Source organism: Paraburkholderia ginsengiterrae, assembly GCF_001645125.1.
GTDB classification, from domain to species: Bacteria; Pseudomonadota; Gammaproteobacteria; order Burkholderiales; family Burkholderiaceae; genus Paraburkholderia; species Paraburkholderia ginsengiterrae.
Window position 1 is genome coordinate 1 of record NZ_LXKA01000121.1, and the last position, 19,071, is coordinate 19,071.

At 65.0% G+C, this 19,071-nt stretch carries 8 protein-coding genes; all 8 read left to right on the forward strand.

Going from position 1 to position 19,071, the window contains the following annotated elements; translation table 11 throughout:
* On the forward strand, positions 1-371 hold a 371-nt coding region (locus tag A6V37_RS10445; protein ID WP_341272017.1), incomplete at its 5' end, for an acyl-CoA carboxylase biotin carboxyl carrier protein subunit.
* 203 nt (positions 372-574) lie between these two features.
* Entirely contained in the window at positions 575-1,174 is a 600-nt protein-coding gene (wrbA, locus tag A6V37_RS10450) for an NAD(P)H:quinone oxidoreductase (protein ID WP_064285962.1), read from the forward strand.
* A gap of 114 nt (positions 1,175-1,288) precedes the next feature.
* The gene (locus A6V37_RS10455) at positions 1,289-2,245 is read left to right on the forward strand and encodes an alpha/beta hydrolase (RefSeq protein WP_064285963.1); all 957 of its coding nucleotides are present in this window, start codon (positions 1,289-1,291) and stop codon (positions 2,243-2,245) included.
* Positions 2,246-3,443: 1,198 nt separating this feature from the next.
* Positions 3,444-4,484, forward strand: coding sequence for a helix-turn-helix transcriptional regulator (locus tag A6V37_RS10470; RefSeq protein ID WP_157447864.1), 1,041 nt, complete (start codon positions 3,444-3,446; stop codon positions 4,482-4,484).
* 200 nt (positions 4,485-4,684) lie between these two features.
* Positions 4,685-7,171, forward strand: a complete 2,487-nt coding sequence (locus A6V37_RS10475) for an ATP-binding protein (RefSeq protein ID WP_064285965.1) — start codon at positions 4,685-4,687, stop codon at positions 7,169-7,171.
* Positions 7,172-7,378: 207 nt separating this feature from the next.
* The gene (locus A6V37_RS10480) at positions 7,379-9,091 is read left to right on the forward strand and encodes a ShlB/FhaC/HecB family hemolysin secretion/activation protein (RefSeq protein ID WP_167361433.1); all 1,713 of its coding nucleotides are present in this window, start codon (positions 7,379-7,381) and stop codon (positions 9,089-9,091) included.
* Between the two features lie 36 nt (positions 9,092-9,127).
* Positions 9,128-18,625 carry an autotransporter-associated beta strand repeat-containing protein gene (locus A6V37_RS40565; RefSeq protein WP_064285967.1) on the forward strand — a complete coding sequence of 3,166 codons (9,498 nt, stop codon included), beginning with the start codon at positions 9,128-9,130 and terminating at the stop codon, positions 18,623-18,625.
* Positions 18,622-19,071, forward strand: coding sequence for an SEL1-like repeat protein (locus A6V37_RS10490; protein WP_131799877.1), 450 nt, complete (start codon positions 18,622-18,624; stop codon positions 19,069-19,071). Before A6V37_RS40565 ends, A6V37_RS10490 begins: the two co-directional genes overlap by 4 nt.

A 19,071-nucleotide genomic window follows, 5' to 3' on the forward strand; every position in this document is an offset into this window, starting at 1 on the left:
GCGAGCATGAATTCCGCGCGACGATCGGCGAAACACGTGTGTCGGGCCGCGTGTTCGTGGACGGCGACACGTTCCACGTGTTCTGTCTCGGCGAGGCGCTGGCGTTCGAATGGCAGAACCTGCTGGCGCATGCGGCGGATGCCGAGCACGGCGAGGGCCGTCTGACCGCGCCGATGCCGGGCAAGGTGATCGCGGTGCTGGTCGAACCGGGCGCCGTGGTGGAGAAGGGCACGCCGCTGATCGTGATGGAAGCAATGAAGATGGAGCACACCATTGGCGCACCGGCGGCCGGCACGGTGTCGGAGGTGCTGTATGCGGTCGGCGATCAGGTTGCCGACGGCGCTCAGCTGCTCGTATTGGACGTGAAATAAGCGCGCGAATCAGGCGAGGCGCGCAGTTGCTCATGATGGAGCAGGCGCCATAAGCGCGATTCGTCGGTCCATCTGTAATGCCGATAGGACGCATCGAAAAATGAGGCCTGTTCAGATGCGACTGACGCGTGCGACATTGCACGGATGTTGTGCATAGCGGATTCTCACCGCGGCGTCGCCGCAGATCACTAAAGGAGCTCGCAATGTCGAAAGTCCTGGTCCTGTACTACTCCTCATACGGTCACGTCGAGACCCTGGCGGATGCCGTCGCCGAAGGCGCGCGCGCGGCGGGTGCGACGGTCGACGTCAAACGGGTGCCGGAAACCGCACCGCAGGAGGTGGCCAAGGCCGCTTACTTCAAGCTCGATCAGAAAGCGCCGGTTGCGACGGTCGCCGAGCTCGCCAACTACGACGCGATCATTGTCGGCACGCCGACCCGCTTCGGGCGCATCTCTTCGCAGATGGCGACGTTCCTGGACCAGGCGGGCGGGCTGTGGATGAGCGGTGCGTTGAACGGCAAGGTCGGCGGCGCCTTTACCTCGACGGCCAGCCAGCACGGCGGCCAGGAAACCACGTTGTTTTCGGTCATTACCAATCTGCTGCACTTCGGCATGACGATCGTCGGCCTGCCGTACAGCCACCAGGGGCAGATGACGCTGGATGAGATTGTCGGCGGTGCGCCCTATGGCGCCACGACGATCGCCGGCGCGCAAGGCCAGCGTCAGCCGAGCGCCATCGAACTCACTGGCGCGCGCCATCAGGGCGAACTGATTGCGAAGACGGCCAACAAGCTGTTCGTCTGAGCGTCATCTATTACCCGCACCGTCGGCGGTCCAACGGAGCGGCGAGGCGCTATTGCGCCTGGCCGCTCCGAGCGTCGGTGCGATTCGTGATTACCTGATTTAAAAGAACTGGCGATGACAAGTTTGCCTACCGGGAACGCAGCGCAGGATTTATTCGTCAGGCATGCTCTCGATCCTGAAGACGCGCCGATCATCGCGGCGATGAAAGCCGGGATGCGTGCCACAAAGGGTGTGCGCCTGGGTATCGAAACACGCGCGGGCTTCGATGCGATGATGGCGAGCGTTGCGCCGCCCGACAACGTCACGTTCGAAGCCGACACGGTGGGTGGTGTGCCGGGGTTTTGGGTTTATCCCGCGGGTCATCAATCTGACACGGCGATTCTTCATCTGCATGCCGGTTGGTTCAACTTCGGTTCGGCCGGAGCGTTCCGCCATTTTGTCGGGCATATCGCCGCGAGGACTGGAGCGAAGGCATTTATTCCAGACTATCGGCTCGCTCCCGAACATCTTTTTCCTGCCGCCGTCGATGATGTGCTGGCGTGTTATCTGGGACTCGCTGAACGGGGGATTCGCCGGATCGCCGTGACGGGCGACTCTGCCGGAGGCGATCTCGCGCTGGGGCTCGCCGCGCGCGTTGCGAACGACAAAGCGGTCTCCGCCAGATTGACGCTGGTGGGCGTGGCCGCGCTGTCGCCAGTGACCGATCTGACGCTCTCGGGCGCAACGTACGAGACACGGGCGGACGCTGATCCGCTTTTCACCCGCCCACAGGCGGCGGAACTGGTGCGAGCCTATCTGGGCAGCGCTGATCCTGAAGATCCGCTGGCGTCGCCGCTCTATGCGGAACTGTCCGGCTTGCCTCCCGTGCGCGTTCACGTTGGCCACGACGAAGTGCTGCTGGACGATTCACGCCGATTCGTCGAGCGTGCGATTGCCGCTGGTGTGGATGCCCAACTGGATATCTGGATGGGGATGCCGCATGGGTTTGCCGGCATCGTCGGGCGATTGAAGGCAGCGGACCAAACGCTGGACGCTGTCGGCAAGTTTCTTGGTGAAAGGCTGCAAGCCTGATCGCTTTCCTCGTGCTTACCATAGGGACGCGGGAAAAGTACCTGACGTTTCTGCCTACGGCTTCGCCAATTCAGCCAGACACGCCTTTTTGATGTCCTGCAACGCGGGGTCGCGGACCTTGGTCAGTGCCGCTCGAGCGCGCTTGATATACGCCGGAATATCTTTAACGGTGTCTTCGACGAAGGGCGCGGAGCAAACGCGGCTAACGCCTAGTACGGGCCCGTTATCAGGGTCGATGGCCTTTAGCACTGCCTTGGGATTCTTGGGGAGCGCGTAGGCCAGTCCGATTCCGAGATCTTCTGAATTTCCGTTGTCCAGCACAACAAGGCAAGTGTGAATGTGATATTGCGCTTATATTGCATTTCTATAAAAATTCGAAATTTAAATATTCTCATAAATCCGATTTTTTCTTGAAAATTCTGTTCTGTATGTATCTGTTCGGGTAGCACGCCAACATTCTTGAACGCGTATCGCAATCGCAGTTGAATGCAATCGGCATAGATCGCGCCCGCGCCGAGCGTCACCATTCCGGCAACGAAGAATATCCAACGGTCTAATCACGCACCAAATAGCCAATACGCTTAAAGCGCACCCCATATCACCTCGACCACCAAACTTCCACAGAAATAATTTCCGGAATTGTGGCGCCAGCCCGATGCTAATTGTCATAAATATTCGTATTATTTACTGACCAACTTGAGACAGGGTGTCAATGTCAGCGGCGTGCCTGGCGTATGTTTGGAACCGCACCGCACATTGGCCGCTCTGATGGTGTTCCCACATGGCACGAACGGCCCGTCAAACGACGTTGTTCGAAGACTGCCGCAAACCGTGGCGGTCCAGGCGGCGCCATCCGCCTGAGTACTCGGCAAGAAATAGAAAACGGCTGCCCATTCCCAGCCGCGGCATGGTCTGACGCCGCCCTTTGCTCGCCGCGCATTTTGCGCTGTACATATTGACTACACCGGGGGACCAACGTGAATGCCATTTCCTGCGATGTCCACCCTCCACCAGACGGCCCGAATTCCACGCGCGGCAACGCTCACGCTATGCGTGCTGGCTGTTGAGCCGACCTGAGCCGCGCGACGCGTCGTCTGATGAAGAACCCGTTCACGCCCGGCGCGGCGCCGGCGCGTGACGACTCCGGCCAGGTTGCACCTCGTGCGTCGTCCGACGAGGTGAAAGGGTTTCCGATACCGTGGATATCAAGCTCGACGAAACAGCCTGGGCAGGCAAGGAGCGATTACGTCTCGCGCTGATGGCGAATGCCAGCGCGGAGGTGATCGAGCGGCAACTCGTGCAGCCCGACGGCATGTGCATCACGATCGCCACGCGGATCCGCTCCGAGGCTGACCTGTCTGAGGCGTTCGGGAGCGATCCGCAACGCAACGCCTTGCGCGTGGCTTATCAGCGCGCGCAGGAATGCCACGACCGCTTGCAGCGCGATGATTCTGGAACGCGCGACGTGCCACCGCCTGCCGGTCTGAATGGGCTCGACGCGATTCGCGCGACCCGCAGCGAGCCGACTCTCGCGTGCCTCGCAACTGCGGTGCTGTCGCGGCGCAAGCTCGCGCCGGTGAAGTACATCTTCGCGTCGTACCAGTTGTCCGGCCGCGAGCAGGGGATTAGCTGGTGCTACTTCATGTCCGAGGGATGTTTTTCGCTGCTGCAGCAATTCGTGCAGCGGCGCTGGTACATGAACGATGTCTTTCTTGAGTATGCGCGCGCGCACAGCGCGCCTTCGTTCAGCGACCAGATCGAGATTCGCAGTGCCGGCCAGCGCCAGGCGTTCGAGGCTTTTGCCGCGGCAGGGTTCGCGGCGGGGGTGGTGTGGCCGGCCCGAACCGCGGGTGAGTCTTTCGTTGCCTACTTGCTGGTGGCGGGCACGGGCGATGCCGACGGCCGGCTTCAGTTGATGAAGAAGCGCCACGCGTTCAGGGTGCTCGCGGCCGAACTGGTGGAGTGGCGCGCCGAGGCGCGGGCGCGCTCGGCCACCGACGAGTACCGGCTCACACCGCGCGATCTCGAGGTGCTGCGTATGCTCAATCGCGGCATGGCGGCCGCGCCTATCGCGGAGGCTCTGGCGCTGTCCGCGAACCAGGTACACCGAAGGATTTATCCGGAGCTCGTGCAGAAACTACGGGTGCGCCACATCAGCGACGCGGCGGCTGCCGCGCGCAATCTGGGCGTGCTGGTGGGGAGCGCGATGCCGGACCGTACAGGCGGCAACGTCTCTTAGGTCAACCGCCACCTACAAATCAATGGGTAACTTTGTATTTATACGATGAATATGATTGATTCACTTCGCTGGCGTGGACCGGTCGGCGATCACGGCGCCAAACGCGGCACATTCTATTGACTTATTCACAATCAATAACTGGAGCAAGCATCCAGTCCAGCGGCGCGTAGCCTGCGCCGTATGGCGGGGGCGGACACGACATGCTCGTGATCGACACACATCCGGCGGGGCAGGCCGCAGTACTGCCACTGACCCAGCATTGCCGCGCGGACGACAACCCGATTGTCGTGCCGCCTGCGAGCCGCATCGCGTTGCTCGGACCTATGCGTATTGAGCGCGGCGATAGCGTCGTTGCGCTGAAGTATCACAAGTCGCGCGCGCTGCTCGCATGGCTGGTCTCGCAACCGGGGGCCGCGCATTCGCGCGACTGGCTCGCCGAATTGCTATGGCCGGGCGAGGAGCCGGGCAGTGGCAGGCGCAAGCTCAAACGTGTGCTGTTCGACGTGAAGGCGGCGCTCGGTGAAGCTTGCTTCGAGATTCATCGCGACCTGCTGAGCCTGAGACCCGATGCGTTGACGTGGGTGGATGTGCACGCGCTGTCGGCGGCAGTCGGCGAGCTTCCGCCCGACGACCGGCTCGCCGGGGCCGCGGCGCTTGCTCCGCTCGCGCAACTCGAAGCGCTGTCGCAAACGGCCGAACTCTATCGCGGCGAATTCCTCGCCGATATCCAGATCGACGACGCGGGCGAATTCGAGCGCTGGATGGAAGCGCGCCGCGTCGCCTACCGTTACGCAATTGCGCGCCTGCGCCGCTTCCTCGCCGCAGGGCTCGCGCAGCACGGCGAGTTCGTGCGCGCGGCGACGCATGCACGCCGCTTGACGGCCGACGAGCCTTGGGACGAATCCGGCTGGCAACTGCTGATCAGCATACTGATGCGCGACGGCCGCCGGGCCGAAGCGCGCGCCGAACTCGAACACTGCCGCGCCGCGCTCGACGCACCGCCGCATCGCGACACGCTTGCGCTCGTCGAAATGCCGGCCCGCGCGGTCGCGCCCATGTTCGCGCAGACGGCGGAGCGCCGCCTGATCACCGTTGCCTATTGCCAGCTCACGGTGCCGCGCTGCGACGATCCAGACGGCTGGGCCGCCGCGCTCGTTGCGCCGCGCAAGCGCTGCGAAGGGATCCTGCAGGCAGCCGGCGCCTTTGTCGTGCATGCGCCGGCCGGTGGCCTGTTCGCCTACTTCGGTTTCCCCGTCACGCATGAAGGCGCGGTTCGCCAGGCAGTGACCGCCGCGCTCACGTGCTGCGCGTCCGTAGGCGCAGAAGGTGGCTTACGCGAGCGGACCGGCGTCGCGATTTCGTTCGGTATCCATACCGGATTGACGCTCAGCGCGGTGCATGAGAACCAGCCGGATCTCGGTTGCAGGCTGACGCGCATCGTCGGCTTGCTGGCCAACAGCGCGCGCGCCGGTGAAGTGCTGATCAGCGACGCCACCGCGCGGTTGCTGCCGGAATGCGATTTTCGGGCCGTGCGGCAGGTATTCGTGAGCGATGCGTCCACGGGGGAACGCGTGGAAGCGCTGCTGGCGATGCCGCTCGACGCCATGCCGCCCGGTGACGAGCGCAACCCGCTGATCGGACGCGACGCGCAACTGACGCAACTGGACCAGGCGCTGCGCCAATGCGCCGAGCTGTCGATGCGCGCGCTCGTCATAACCGGCGACGCGGGGATGGGCAAGTCGTCGCTCGTCCGGCATTTCGTGAAGAGCCGGGGCCTCGACGCCGTCGAACTGCGCTGCCGCCCGGAATTCGCCGCGACGCCGTTTCATCCGTTCCGTCATTGGGTCCGCCGTCTCGCCAGGCCGCAAACCGCTCGCGCCGTGGCCGCCCGCGAGACGCTCAGCGAGAGCCTCGACACGCTCGCCAACGAGCTGCTGACGCTGCTCGAACCCGATTCACCGCAGATCGAAGCGCTGGTGAATCAGCTACTCATCCTGCTCGACGACACTGTGCCGGAAGGCGGCCTCATCTGTCTCGACGACGCGCAATGGGCCGATCCGGGCACCGCGCAAGTGATCGCACGCCTGATGGAAGCGCCTTTGCATCATCGTTTGCCCGTGATCGTCGGGCGCGACGATTTCGCCGCGCCGTGGATGGCCACGACCGCCGTCGCGCGAATCCAGGTGAAGCCGCTGTCGCCCGAGGCCAGCCTGGAGTTGCTCGCCGTGCTGACACAGGGCGCCGCGCTCGAAACGGATACGGAGGCGCTCATCGCGCAACGCGCGGACGGCGTGCCGCTCTATCTGATGGCGCTCGCCGAAGCGGCAGCCGACGTGGAGCGCGAATCGGCCCATGTGGTTCCGCCATGCCTGCATGAATTGCTGATGGGACGCATCGACGCCGTGGGCGTCGCCAAACCGCTCGCTCAGTTCGCGGCGGCCAGCGGCCGCGACTTCACCGTGCCGTTGCTCGCCGAGGTGGCGGGCTGCAGCGCCGCCGAGATCGAGCCGCTTCTCACCACGTTGCTGCAGGCACGGCTGATCGTCGCGACGGGCGCCGGCTGTTATGCGTTCCGTCATCCGATGCTGCGCGAAGCGGCGTATCAGTCGCTCTCGCGCGAGCGGCGGCAATGGGTGCATCAGCGCGTCGCCGGCGCGCGGCTCGCACTGGAAGGTAAAACAGCCTGAAATCCGTTGCCGGCAAGCACGGGAACGTTTCGGAAACGCGGTCTTCCCATGATGATGGCAACTCGCTGAAATGCGGCGCCAAGGCGCCTCGCTCAGCGAGTCGCAAGCATGGGGGCGTTGCGCATCGCACGCAAAAGACACAACAAGGACCGTCCGGGTTTCCATCCAATGCCACTTTTCCTGTGCAGGACGACGACACGCTTTCACGTGTTGCATCGCACAGCCTTGCTGACGGCTGGCCTGTGCGCCGCATCCACGGGATTCGCGCAGACGCCGCCCACTTCCGGTCAGCTGATGGAGGCGACCAAGCCGCAGCCCCAGGTGCCGCCGGCCGATCCCAACGTGATCGTGAAGCCGCCGGAGGCGCCGCCCGCGCCGAAGGTGGAAGCCCCCGATTTGCGCTTCACGCCGCAAGGCTTCCGCTTTACCGGCAACACGGTGATCTCCAGCGAAGAGCTGACCGCCTTGCTCGCGCCGTATGCGTTTCACGAAGTCGACCTCGACGGCCTGAATGAGATCGTCGACAAGGTAAAGGCCTTCTATCGCCAGCGCGGCTACTTTCTCGCGGTGGCCTTTCTGCCGAAGCAGAATATTTCGGATGGCGTAGTAACCATCGGCATTCTCGAGGGAAGGCTGGGCAAGATCACGGTCAAGCATCCGTATCCGGCGAACGCGCTCGTCACCGAGGATCAGGTGCTGGGCATGCTGCACGCGCGCCTGAAAGAAGGCGACATCATCACGGAGCAGTCGGTTGAAACACCGCTGCTGCTGATTCGCGATCTGCCCGGCGCGGTGATCCGTTCCACGCTCAATCGCGGCGCACAGGTGGGCACGGCCGATCTCGAAGTGGAAGTGTTGCCCGAGAGGCCGAAGCGGATCACCGGCGACGTCGAGGTGGACAACTACGGCAATCGCTATGCGGGTGCGTACCGGCTGGGCGTAAAGAGCAGTCTGGTGAGTCCGCTCGGCATTGGCGACCTGCTGTCGGTGCAGGGCTTCATTACCAACCAGAACCTGACGGACTTCGGCGACGTTAGCTATCTCGTGCCGGTGGGGCATCTCGGCACGCGGGTCGGCGTCGACTACGGGCGGCTCAATTATTCACTCGGCAAGGAGTTCGCCGATCTGAACGCGCGCGGCACGGCGGACGTGGTCAACCTGTTCGTGCTTCACCCGATCGAGCGCAGCAAGGACGTCAACCTGTTCGCCCAGGTCGGGCTGACCTACGAAAAGCTCGACGACGTGCAGAGCAACGCACCGGTGCAGCAGAAGAACATTGCCGGCATCAAGGCGCAGGTGAACGGCGATTCGCGCGGTACAGGCTTCGTCAACGTCTTCACCGCGGGTGTGATGTTCGGCACGCTCAGTTTCGGCAGCGACGCCGAAAAGGCCGACGACTCCAGCGTGAACGGCTACCACACGCAGGGCTTCTTCACGAAGTTCTACGGCGACTACGAGCGGCTTCAGCAGCTTGCGCCGAATGTCGCGCTGTTTTTCTCCCTATCAGGCCAGGCCGCGACGAAGAACCTGACCGCCGCGGAGAAGTTTTCGCTAGGTGGTGCCAATCGGGTGCGTGGCTATCCCGAAGTCGAGGCGCTCGGCGACGACGGCTTCGCCAGCACGCTTGAGTTGCGCTACACGGTGCCGGGTGTGCATTTCGCCGGGGGCGGTCTGGTGCTGACGGGCTTCTTCGACTTCGGCTACATCCTCGCGAACGCGAAGCCGGGCGATGCGCCGCAACTCGATGCAGGGCAGCCGAACAGCGAGCGCCTGCTCAGTTACGGCGTCGGCCTGAACTTCGGCGAGCCGAACAAGTACTTGTTCCGCACCAGCATCGCCTGGCGCGGCGGCAGGAAACCGACCTCCGACACGCATGACAACGTGCCGAGAGTCTGGGTGCAGTACGTGCAGTTCTTTTGATGCAGGCCCAATGGGCCTGTAGCTGGGGGAAACCGGATGCTGGGTGATAACGGACCGGTGCGCCGTTCCGACCGCTTCTGTGGAGCAAGCCGCCACCGCGCGAGGACCGCCTCGACGGCGCTGCTGCTGCTTGCGTGCGTGCAGTTGCTGGTCGCTTCGGCCGGCTTCGCACAGAGCTTGCCCACGGGCGGAAAAGTCGTCTCGGGCAGCGCGACGGTAACGCAGCCCAACGGCCAGCAACTGCTGATCAACCAGGGCAGCAACAACGCGATCATCAACTGGACGAGCTTTTCGATCGGTCACGGCAATAGCGTCACGTTCGTGCAACCGGGGGCGAATTCCGTGGCGCTCAATCGCGTGATTGGCGCGTCGCCGTCGGCGATCTACGGCAGCCTGAGCGCAAACGGCAAAGTCTTTCTGGTGAATCCCGCGGGCGTGCTGTTCGCGCCGGGGGCATCGGTCAACACGGGCAGTTTCGTGGCGTCCACGCTCGGCATTTCCGACAGCAATTTTCTGGCCGGCCGCTACACATTCCAGAACGGCGGCGCGGCGGGCGGCATCGTCAATCAGGGCAGCGTGAACGCGCGTGACGGCGCCGTGGTGTTCATCGCTCCGCAGATCGTCAACGCGGGCAGCATCCGCGCGACCTCGGGCGTGGCGCTCGCGGCGGGCGACCGCGTCAGCATGACGCTCGACGCCGACAGTCCGCTCCTCCTGAGCGTCGATGCGAGTGCGCTCAAGGCAAGCATCGTCAATAGCGGGACCATCTTCTCCGGCGGCCCGGTGATGCTGAGCGCTCAGGCGCGCGACAGCGCACTCGACACCGTGATCAACAGCAGCGGCGTGATACGCGCGGCATCGATCAGTTCGGATGGCGAAGATATTCAGCTCAACGGCGGCGCGCAAGGCATCGTGTCGTTGAGCGGCACGCTCGATGCGAGTGGCTCGGGTGCGCACGGCCATGGCGGCAGCATCGCGGTGAGCGGCGATCAGTTGACGCTCGCCGGCACGGCGCGGCTCGATGCGTCGGGCGCGGCCGGCGGGGGCACGATTCTCGTCGGCGGGGCGGCGCACGGCGCGGGGCCGTTGCAGAATGCGTCGACCACCACCATCGCGCAAGGGGCGGTGCTCGATGCCAGCGCCACCGGCCAGGGCAACGGCGGGCAGGTCGTGGTCTGGTCCAATGACAGCACGCGCTTTGCCGGACAGATCGTCGCGCGCGGCGGCGCGGACGGCGGCAATGGCGGTAACGCGGAAGTATCGAGCAAGGGCGCGCTGATCTTCGAGGGCACGGCGGATCTAAGCGCGTCTGATGGCCGGCGCGGCACGCTGCTGCTCGACCCGGACGATCTGTGCATCGTCTCGGCGGCCGACGCCACTTGCGGTGCTGCGGCGACGGGCACCGGCACGGGCGGCGCGACCTTCAACAGCGCAGGCGGCTCCTACGTGCTGTCGTCGACACTGGCGACGCTTTCGACAACGGCCAATCTGGTGCTGCAAGCCACCCACGACATCATCTTCAAGACGAACCTGTCGCTCGCGGCGTCGACTTCGGCGTCGAACGGATCGATCCAGATCACGGCGGGCAACGCGATTCAGATGAACGGCAATTCGCTCTCTACCAGCGGCGGCAATATCCTGATGACGGCCGGCTCGGGCGGCATGACGCTGGGCAATCTGACGGCCGGTTCGGGGACGATCACGATGGGCCTGACGGATGCGAACGGGGTTATTACGCAGACGGCCGGCACGTCGATTTCGGGGGCAAGCACGCTGGTGTTCAACGGTGGGACGTTGCAGTTGAGCCAGGCGAACAGTTATAGCGGCGGGACGACGGTGCAGGGCGGAACGCTGGCTTTGAGCGGCAGCGGCACCGCGGGCGCGGCGGGTGGCGCGATCACGGTCGATGCCGGTGGGGCGCTCGATGTGCAGAACACGCTTCCCAATGCGGTGACGCTCGCAGGCGGCACGCTGGAGACAACTACAGGCAACGGCTTCGTGAATGGCGCGGTGACGTTGAATGGCAGCAGCACACTCGCGGCGGGCAGCACTGGCGTGCTGACGGTAAACGGCGATGTGGGCGGCAGCGCGGGATCGGGCGGATTGAATGTGGGCGGCACGGGCACGGTGGTGCTGACCGGGACGAATTCCTATACCGGCGGCACGACGCTCGCAAGCGGCAGCACGCTGAGCGGCAATACGGACAGCCTGATCGGCAACTTCACGAACAACGGTACGCTGGTTTTCAATCAGTCCTCGAACGGCGGCTACAGCGGCACGATCACCGGCACAGGCTCGGTCGTGAAACAGAACACCGGCACGCTCACGCTGAGCGCGGCACAGAGCTATACCGGTGGCACGAACGTCGTAGGCGGCGTATTGCAAGGTGACAGCAGCAGCCTGCAAGGCAACATCACGCTCACGGGCGCAACGGGACTGGTGTTCGATCAGTCCTCAAACGGCACGTTCAGCGGCGCGATTGGTGGCACCGGCGCCGTCACGAAACAGAACACCGGCACACTGACTTTCGACACCGCGCAGATTTACACCGGCGCCACGAACGTGACAGGCGGAACGCTAGCCTTGACCAGCAGCGGAACAGCCGGTACCGCGGCGAGCGCGATCAGCATCGGCAGTGGCGCGGCGCTGGATGTGCAGAACACGCTTCCAAATGCGGTGACGCTGTCGGGCGGCACGCTGGAGACAACGACGGGCAACGGCGTCGTGAATGGCACGGTGACGTTGAATGGCAGCAGCACGCTCGCGGCGGGCAGCACCGGCGTGCTGACGGTGAACGGCGTTGTGGGCGGCAGTGCGGGATCGGGCGGATTGAATGTGGGCGGCACGGGCACGGTGGTGCTGACCGGGACGAATTCCTATACCGGCGGCACGACGCTCGCAAGCGGCAGCACGCTGAGCGGCAATACGAACAGCCTGATCGGCAACTTCACGAACAACGGCACGCTGGTTTTCAATCAGTCCTCGAACGGCGGATACAGCGGCACGATCACCGGCACCGGCTCGGTCGTGAAGCAGAACACCGGCACGCTCACGCTGAGCGCGGCACAGAGCTATACCGGTGGCACGAACGTCGTCGGCGGCGTATTGCAGGGCGACAGCAGCAGCCTGCAAGGCAACATCACGCTCACTGGCGCAACGGGACTGGTGTTCGATCAGGCCTCGAACGGCACGTTCAGCGGCGCGATTGGCGGCGCCGGCACCGTCACGAAACAGAACACCGGCACACTGACCTTAGACACCGCGCAGATTTACACGGGCGCCACGAACGTGACAGGCGGAACGCTCGCGCTGACCAGCAGCGGAACAGCCGGTACCGCGGCGAGCGCGATTAGCGTCGGCAGTGGCGCGGCGCTGGATGTGCGGAACACGCTTCCCAATGCGGTGACGCTCGCGGGCGGCACGCTGGAGACAACGACAGGCCACGGCTTCGTGAATGGCACGGTGACGTTGAATGGCGGCAATACGTTCTCGGTGGCGAACAACGCGACGCTGACCGTGAATGGTGTCGTCGGCGACGGCACGACGGCGGGGGTGCTGGCTGTGAACGGCACGGGTACGGTGGCGCTCACCGGCCCTAACACATACAGCGGCGGCACGAACGTCAATGGCGGCACATTGGCGCTGACCGGCAGCGGCACAGCGGGAGCATCGAGTGGCGCCATCACGGTTGGCATCGGCGCGGCGCTGGACGTGCAGAACACGCTGGCCAATGCGGTGACGCTGTCGGGTGGGACGCTGGAGACGACGACAGGCAGCGGCGTCGTGAATGGAGCGGTGACGCTGAATGGCGGCAATACGTTCTCGGTGGCGAACAACGCAACGTTGACAGTCAACGGCATCGTCAGCGATGGCACGACAGCAGGTGCGCTAACAGTCGTCGGCGTGGGTACGGTGGCGCTAACCGGTCTCAACTCCTATAGCGCCGGCACGAACGTCAACGGCGGGACACTGGCGTTAAGCGGCAACGGCACGGCGGGTGCGCCGGGCGGGGCGGTTGCGGTGGCTAGCGGCGCGGCGCTGGATGTGCAGAACACGCTGGCCAATGCGGTGACGTTGTCTGGCGGCACCCTGGAGACAACGACCGGCAACGGCGTAGTCAACGGAGCGGTTGCATTGAACGGCAGCAGCACGTTCGCGGCGGGCAACGGCGCGGTGTTGACGGTGAATGGCGTCGTGAGCGGCAGCACGCCATCGAGCGGACTGAACGTGAGTGGTACCGGCAAGGTGGTGCTGAACGGCTTGAACACCTATACCGGTGACACAACGCTCGCGAGCGGCAGCACGCTCCAAGGCAATACGGGCAGCCTGAGCGGTACCGTTACGAACAACGGCACGCTGGTTTTCAATCAGGCATCGAACGACACGTTCAACGGCACGATCAGCGGCACCGGTGCGGTCACGAAGCAGAACGCTGGCACACTGACCTTCAACACCGCGCAGGGCTATAGCGGCGGCACGGCGATCACAGGCGGCACGCTGGCTGTCACGGGCGCGGGGACTGCGGGTACAGCGGGCGGTTCGATTAACGTCGGCAGTGGCGCAGCGCTAGATGTGCAGAACACGCTCCCCAACGCCGTGACGCTCGCAGGCGGCACGCTGGAGACAACGACCGGCAGCGGCGTCGTGAATGGCGCGGTGACGTTGAACGGCAGCAGCGCGTTCGCAACGGGCAGCGGTGCTGTGCTGACGGTGAACGGCAACGTGAGCGGCAGCACGCCGTCGAGTGGTCTGAACGTGAGCGGTACCGGCACGGTGGTGCTGACCGGGTTGAACACCTATAGCGGTGGCACGACACTCGCGGGCGGCACGCTGCAAGGCAACACGAACAGCCTGCAGGGCGTCATTACGAACAACGCGTCGCTGGTATTCGATCAGGCCTCGAATGGCACGTTCATCGGAGCGATTGGCGGCAGCGGTACGGTCACGAAACAGAATGCGGGCACCCTGACTTTCGACACCGCGCAGAATTACAGCGGCGGCACAACCATCACCGGCGGCACGCTGGCGGTCACGGGCGCGGGCACGGCGGGCGCTGCAGGCGGATCGATCAACGTTGGCGGCAGCAGCACCTTGGACGTGCAGACCACTCTCGCCAACGCAGTGAATCTCGCGGGCGGCACACTGGAGACAACCACCGGCAGCGGCGTAGTGAATGGCGCTGTGACGCTGAACGGCAGCAGCACGTTCTCGACGGGCAGCGGCGCGGTGTTGACGGTGAACGGCATCGTTAGCGGCAGCACGCCGTCGAGCGGATTGAACGTGACTGGTACCGGCACGGTAGTGCTGACTGGCCTGAACGCCTATGGCGGCGGCACGACGCTTGCAGGCGGCACATTGCAAGGCAACACGAACAGTCTGCAGGGCATCATCACGAACAACGCGTCGCTGGTTTTCGATCAGGCGACGAACGGTACCTTCAGTGGCGCGATCAGCGGCAGCGGTACGGTCACGAAGCAGAACGCGGGGACCCTGACTTTCAACAGCGCGCAGAACTACAGCGGCGGCACCGCCATCACTGGCGGCACGCTGGCGGTCACGGGCGCGGGCACGGCGGGCACAGCGAGCGGTTCGATCAGCGTCGGCAGCGGCGGTGCGCTGGACGTGCAGACCACACTGGCGAACGCGATGACGCTGTCGGGCGGCACATTGGAAACCACGACCGGCACCGGAGTGGTCAATGGATCCGTGACATTGAACGGCAGCGGCACGTTCTCAGCGAGCAGTGGCGCCGTGCTGGCTGTGAACGGCGTGGTAAGCGGTGCGACGCCATCGAGCGGACTGAACGTGAGTGGTGCCGGCACTGTGGTGCTGAACGGACTGAACACCTATGCCGGCGGCACGACACTCGCAAGCGGCGGCACGCTGCAAGGCAACACCGCCAGTCTGCACGGCGGCATCGCGAACAGCGGGTCGCTGATATTCAATCAGGCGGCTAACGGCACATTCAGCGGCACGATCAGCGGCAACGGCACGGTCACGAAAGTGAACACCGGCACGCTGACCTTCGACACCGGGCAAAGCTATGGCGGCGGCACGGATATCACAGGCGGCACCCTGGCCGTCACAGGTGCGGGCACCGCGGGCAAATCGACCGGCGCGATCAACGTCGGCGGTGGCAGCACGCTGGACGTGCAGACCACGCTCCCCAACGCCGTGAACCTGGCGGGCGGCACGCTCGCGACCACCACCGGGAACGGTGTCGTCAACGGTGCAGTCGCGCTGAACGGCGGCGGCACTTTCGCGACGGGTAGCGGTGCTGTGCTGACCGTGAATGGCAACGTGAGCGGCGTGACGCCATCGAGCGGACTGAACGTGAGCGGCACCGGCATCGTGGTGCTGACCGGATTGAACACCTATCGCGGTGGCACGGCACTCGCGGGCGGCACCCTGGAGGGCGACACGAACAGCCTGCAGGGCGTCATTTCGAACGGCGCATCGCTGGTATTCAATCAGGCCGCGAACGGCACGTTCAACGGCACGATAAACGGCGCGGGTACGGTCACAAAGCTGAACACCGGCACGCTGACCTTCGACACCGCGCAAAACTATAGCGGTGGCACGGCTATCGCGGGCGGCACGCTGGCGGTCACGGGCGCGGGTTCGGCGGGCGCAGCGAGCGGTTCGATCAACGTTGGTAGCGGCGCCGCGCTGGACGTGCGGACCATACTCCCCAACGCAGTGAATCTCGCGGGCGGCACACTGGAGACAACGAGCGGCAGCGGCACTGTTAACGGCGCCGTGACGCTGAACGGCAGCAGCACGTTTTCGACGGGCAGCGGCGCGGTGCTGGCGGTGAATGGTGTGGTAAGTGGCAGCACGCCGTCGAGCGGACTGAACGTGAACGGCACGGGCACGGTGGTGCTGACGGGCCTGAACACCTATGGCGGCGGCACGACGCTTGCAAGCGGCACGTTGCAAGGCAACAGCGGCAGTCTGCATGGCGCTATCGCCAACAGCGCATTGCTGGTTTTCAATCAGGCCTCGAATGGCACCTTCGGCGGCACAATCAGCGGCAATGGCGCGGTCGTGAAGCAGAACCTCGGCACGCTCACGCTGAGCACGCCGCAGAGCTACACCGGCGGCACATCTGTCACCGGCGGCGTGTTGCAGGGTAACAGCAGCAGCCTGCAAGGCAACATCAACCTCGCTGGCGCGACGGGGCTGGTGTTCGACCAGGCATCGGCCGGCACATTCAATGGACAGATCAGCGGCGCCGGCACCGTCACCAAGCAGAACACAGGCACGCTGACTTTCAACACCGCGCAAAACTATGGCGGCGGCACGGACATCACGGGCGGAACGCTGGCCTTAACGGGCGCCGGCACGGCGGGCACATCGAGCGGTGCGGTGAACGTCGGCGGCGGCGCCGCCCTGAATGTGCAGACCACGCTTCCCAACGCGGTGAATCTCGCGGGCGGCACACTGGAGACCACGAGCGGCAGCGGCACCGTCAATGGTCCGGTGACGTTATACGGCAGTGGCGCCTTCGCAACCGGAAGCGGCGCGACGCTGGCGGTCAACGGCGCGATCGCCGACGGCACGCCGCACAGCGCCTTGACGGTCGCAGGCACGGGCCTCGTCACGCTGACCGGCGTGAACACCTACAGCGGCGGCACGGCGCTTACGGGTGGCACGCTGCAAGGCAACACGAATAGTCTGCAGGGGGCTATCGCAAACAGTGCATCGCTGATATTCAATCAAGCCTCGAACGGCGCGTTCAGCGGCACGATAAGCGGAACAGGGTCGGTCACCAAGCAGAACACGGGCGCACTGACCTTCAACACCGCGCAGCTTTACACCGGCGGCACGCGCGTCACGGGCGGAACACTCACCGTGACAAACGGCGGCACAGCGGGCGGCGCGACAAGTGCGATCACCGTCGGCAACGGCGCGGCGCTGGATGTGCAGAACACGCTTCCAAATGCGGTCACGCTGGCAGGCGGCACGCTCGAAACCACCAGCGGCGCCGGTGCGGTGAATGGACCCGTTACCGTCGGCGCGGGCGGTGGCGCATCGCTCTCCGCGGGTGCCAACGCCTCGCTTACCGTCAACGGCGCGATCGGCGACGACGGCACCGGTCAGGCGCTGAGCAAGCAGGGCACGGGCCTTGTCACGTTCAACGGCGCCAACAGTTACCGGGGGGGCACATCGGTTCAGGCCGGCACACTCGCGCTCGGCGCCGCGAGTTCGCTCGGCAGCGGCGTGGCGACAGTCGACGGCGGCGCGACACTGCGCCTGAACGGCACCACGCTGAGCACCAACCTGAGCCTGCTGGATGGCAGCACGCTCGCCACGACAGGCAGCGTAAACGCGCTGACCGGCACGCTCAACGTGCGCAGCGCCACCTTCGACATCGGCGCCGGATCGACGCTCAACGCCGGCAGCGCATTCAACCATTTCACCGGCACGACGACACTCACGGGCGGCGGCTCGCTCAATCTGCGGGCGGACTCGGGTGGCATTCAGCTCGGTGCCACCAATCTCGCGAACCTGAGCCTGCAGTCGGATGGCGCCGTCACGCAGGCGGCGGCCGCCACGATCAGCGGCACCACCTCCATCGCCACGACCGGCAATGCGCCGATTACGCTCGATGCGGCCAACCAGTTCGGCGGCGCGCTGCAACTGAGCGGCGGCCCGGCGAGCATCAACAGCGTCGGCGCGCTGACGTTCGGCACATCCAGTGTCGCATCGCTGAACGTGAGCGCCGGCGGCGACATCACCCAGACCGGGGTGCTCGCCGTGGCGGGGGCGAGCAACTTCAGTACGCCGAATGGAAATCTCAGCCTCGGTCTGGCCAATACCTTCGGCAGCCTCGTGAACGTTAGCGCCGCCGGCGGCTCGCTCAATAGCGCGCAAGACCTCGCGGTGACACTGTCCACGCCGGGGACGATGAACGTCATGGCCGGCGGCGCGCTGACCCTGTCCGGCACAGCCGGTACGCTGTCTACGACCAGCGGCGGCGCGACCACCTTCGGCGGCACGCAAGTCGGCAACGCGCTCACGATCGTCGCGGGCGACCAGGTCACGACATCGTCCGGTGCATCGGTGAGCGCGCGCACCATCACGATGACGCTGCCCGATACCCGTAACATCGGCGCACTACGGCCCGGCGAATTTGCGCTTTCCAATGTCGACAAGCTGACGCTGCTGTCCGGTCACGATGCATTCTTCCTGCTTCCGGCCGGCCAGCAGACGCGTTTCACGATCGGCACACAGGTCGGCTGCGCGCGCGTCAACATGGGCCCATGCATCGGCAACGAAGCGCTCGTCTCGGCGGTCTCGTCGGTGCAGTCAGGTATTCAGCAGACCGTCATCAATCAGATGCACGAGGAAGACGAGTTCACGCTCAAGGTGAAATACGGTTTCGCCGGCGACTTGCAGCAGGTCCAGACCTATCCGCACGAGGGCGATCTGGAAGTGCGCCAGCCCGAGACTTGCCAGCTCGCCGACCACGCCGTCGCCGAAGCCCACGGCGAAAGCGTCCGTTTGCGGGCGCGGGAGGCTTGCCCTTGAAGCGATTAAACCCACGCGCGTTGCCCGCCGCCGTGCTGGCCGGTGTCTGCATCACCGCCGGGGCGCAGCAAACGTGTCTGCCCGATTATCAGATGCCGCCACCGCCGCCGCACGCGCACAGGACCAGCGCGCCGCGCGCGCCGCTCGCGCACCTGGACGATCCGCGCTGCGCGGCGCAACCCAATGCGGGATTGGACCGGCTGGCGGCCTATCACTGCGCGCAGCTTTACGACGCCGCCGGCAGGCTCGAAGAAGCGCTCGGCTGGTACAGCGTCGCCGCGGAAGACGGCTATGGTCCCGCGCAAAAGCGTCTTGGCAATCTGTATGGAGGAGAGGGCGAAGTCGAGCGCGATTACGCCCGCGCGGTGTACTGGCAACGCCGGGCGCGGGAGTCGGGCGAATCGATCGATTTGCCGCACGTTTTCATGGGGAGCGCGCCGCCTTGA

Bases quoted from the DNA above. Each gene is read 5' to 3' on its own strand.
- wrbA (WP_064285962.1), top strand. From the start codon at position 575: ATGTCGAAAGTCCTGGTCCTGTACTACTCCTCATACGGTCACGTCGAG.
- A6V37_RS10455 (WP_064285963.1), top strand. From the start codon at position 1,289: ATGACAAGTTTGCCTACCGGGAACGCAGCGCAGGATTTATTCGTCAGG.
- A6V37_RS10475 (WP_064285965.1), top strand. From the start codon at position 4,685: ATGCTCGTGATCGACACACATCCGGCGGGGCAGGCCGCAGTACTGCCA.
- A6V37_RS40565 (WP_064285967.1), top strand. From the start codon at position 9,128: ATGCTGGGTGATAACGGACCGGTGCGCCGTTCCGACCGCTTCTGTGGA.